Origin of the sequence: Bacillus mycoides (genome assembly GCF_001757995.1) — a bacterium.
Taxonomy (GTDB): domain Bacteria; phylum Bacillota; class Bacilli; order Bacillales; family Bacillaceae_G; genus Bacillus_A; species Bacillus_A mycoides_B.
The window spans coordinates 1-2,951 of sequence record NZ_LXLV01000093.1; the positions used below are offsets into that span (position 1 = coordinate 1).

General features: G+C 51.5%; 1 rRNA gene. It reads right to left on the minus strand.

From position 1 onward, the window contains the following. Positions 1-12: 12 nt before the first annotated feature. Positions 13-2,934, minus strand: a 23S ribosomal RNA gene (locus BWGOE10_RS28240). Positions 2,935-2,951: the final 17 nt, after the last annotated feature.

Genomic DNA, 2,951 nt, shown 5'->3' on the forward strand with positions numbered 1-2,951 from the left:
GCTTCATATTATATGGTTAAGTCCTCGATCTATTAGTATTCGTCAGCTCCACATGTCACCATGCTTCCACCTCGAACCTATCAACCTGATCATCTTTCAGGGATCTTACTAGCTTACGCTATGGGAAATCTCATCTTGAGGGGGGCTTCATGCTTAGATGCTTTCAGCACTTATCCCTTCCGCACATAGCTACCCAGCTATGCCCTTGGCAGAACAACTGGTACACCAGCGGTGCGTCCATCCCGGTCCTCTCGTACTAAGGACAGCTCCTCTCAAATTTCCTACGCCCACGACGGATAGGGACCGAACTGTCTCACGACGTTCTGAACCCAGCTCGCGTACCGCTTTAATGGGCGAACAGCCCAACCCTTGGGACCGACTACAGCCCCAGGATGCGATGAGCCGACATCGAGGTGCCAAACCTCCCCGTCGATGTGGACTCTTGGGGGAGATAAGCCTGTTATCCCCGGGGTAGCTTTTATCCGTTGAGCGATGGCCCTTCCATGCGGAACCACCGGATCACTAAGCCCGACTTTCGTCCCTGCTCGACTTGTAGGTCTCGCAGTCAAGCTCCCTTATGCCTTTGCACTCTACGAATGATTTCCAACCATTCTGAGGGAACCTTTGGGCGCCTCCGTTACACTTTAGGAGGCGACCGCCCCAGTCAAACTGCCCACCTGACACTGTCTCCCGGGTCGATAAGACCCGTAGGTTAGAATTTCAATACAGTCAGGGCGGTATCCCACCAGCGCCTCCACCGAAGCTAGCGCTCCGGTTTCAATGGCTCCCGCCTATCCTGTACAAACTGTACCAAAATTCAATATCAGGCTACAGTAAAGCTCCACGGGGTCTTTCCGTCCTGTCGCGGGTAACCTGCATCTTCACAGGTACTATAATTTCACCGAGTCTCTGGTTGAGACAGTGCCCAAATCGTTACACCTTTCGTGCGGGTCGGAACTTACCCGACAAGGAATTTCGCTACCTTAGGACCGTTATAGTTACGGCCGCCGTTTACTGGGGCTTCAGTTCAGAGCTTCGCTTACGCTAACCCCTCTCCTTAACCTTCCAGCACCGGGCAGGTGTCAGCCCCTATACTTCGCCTTACGGCTTCGCAGAGACCTGTGTTTTTGCTAAACAGTCGCTTGGGCCTATTCACTGCGGCTTTCCGTTAAGAAAGCACCCCTTCTCCCGAAGTTACGGGGTCATTTTGCCGAGTTCCTTAACCAGAGTTCTCTCGCACACCTTAGGATTCTCTCCTCGCCTACCTGTGTCGGTTTGCGGTACAGGCACCTTTTATCTCGCTAGAAGCTTTTCTTGGCAGCGGGGAATCAAAGACTTCGCTCCATAAGGAGCTTCCCCATCACAGCTCAGCCTTCACGATAAGCGGATTTGCCTACTTATCAGCCTAACTGCTTGGACGTGCACAACCAATCGCACGCTTCTTCTATCCTTCTGCGTCCCTCCATTGCTCAAACGATAAAGAGGTGGTACAGGAATATCAACCTGTTGTCCATCGCCTACGCCTGTCGGCCTCGGCTTAGGTCCTGACTAACCCTGAGCGGACGAGCCTTCCTCAGGAAACCTTAGGCATTCGGTGGACGGGATTCTCACCCGTCTTTCGCTACTCATACCGGCATTCTCACTTCTAAGCGCTCCACCAGTCCTTCCGGTCTGACTTCACTGCACTTAGAACGCTCCCCTACCACTGATACCATTGGTATCAATTCGCAGCTTCGGTGGTGTATTTAGCCCCGGTACATTTTCGGCGCAGAGTCACTCGACTAGTGAGCTATTACGCACTCTTTAAATGGTGGCTGCTTCTGAGCCAACATCCTAGTTGTCTAAGCAACTCCACATCCTTTTCCACTTAATACACACTTTGGGACCTTAGCTGGCGATCTGGGCTGTTTCCCTCTTGACTACGGATCTTATCACTCGCAGTCTGACTCCTAAGGATAAGTCATTGGCATTCGGAGTTTGACTGAATTCGGTAATCCGATGAGGACCCCTAGTTCAATCAGTGCTCTACCTCCAAGACTCTTACACTTAAGGCTAGCCCTAAAGCTATTTCGGGGAGAACCAGCTATCTCCAGGTTCGATTGGAATTTCTCCGCTACCCACACCTCATCCCCGCACTTTTCAACGTGCGTGGGTTCGGGCCTCCATTCAGTGTTACCTGAACTTCACCCTGGACATGGGTAGATCACCTGGTTTCGGGTCTACGACCACGTACTAAACGCCCTATTCAGACTCGCTTTCGCTGCGGCTCCGCCTCTTCAGCTTAACCTCGCACGGGATCGTAACTCGCCGGTTCATTCTACAAAAGGCACGCCATCACCCATTAACGGGCTCTGACTATTTGTAGGCACACGGTTTCAGGATCTCTTTCACTCCCCTTCCGGGGTGCTTTTCACCTTTCCCTCACGGTACTGGTTCACTATCGATCACTAGGGAGTATTTAGCCTTGGGAGATGGTCCTCCCAGATTCCGACGGAATTTCACGTGTTCCGCCGTACTCAGGATACATTCAAGAGAGAACGAAGTTTCGACTACGGGGTTGTTACCCTCTGTGACGGACCTTTCCAGGTCGCTTCGTCTACCTCGTTCCTTTGTAACTCCGTATAGAATGTCCTACAACCCCAAGAGGCAAGCCTCTTGGTTTGGGCTAGATTCCGTTTCGCTCGCCGCTACTCAGGAAATCGCATTTGCTTTCTCTTCCTCCAGGTACTTAGATGTTTCAGTTCCCTGGGTCTGTCTTCCATACCCTATGTATTCAGGTAAGGATACCATACCATTACGTATAGTGGGTTTCCCCATTCGGAAATCTTCGGATCAAAGCTTACTTACAGCTCCCCGAAGCATATCGGCGTTAGTCCCGTCCTTCATCGACTCCTAGTGTCAAGGCATCCACCGTGCGCCCTTTCTAACTTAACCAAACTAAAATTAAAAAA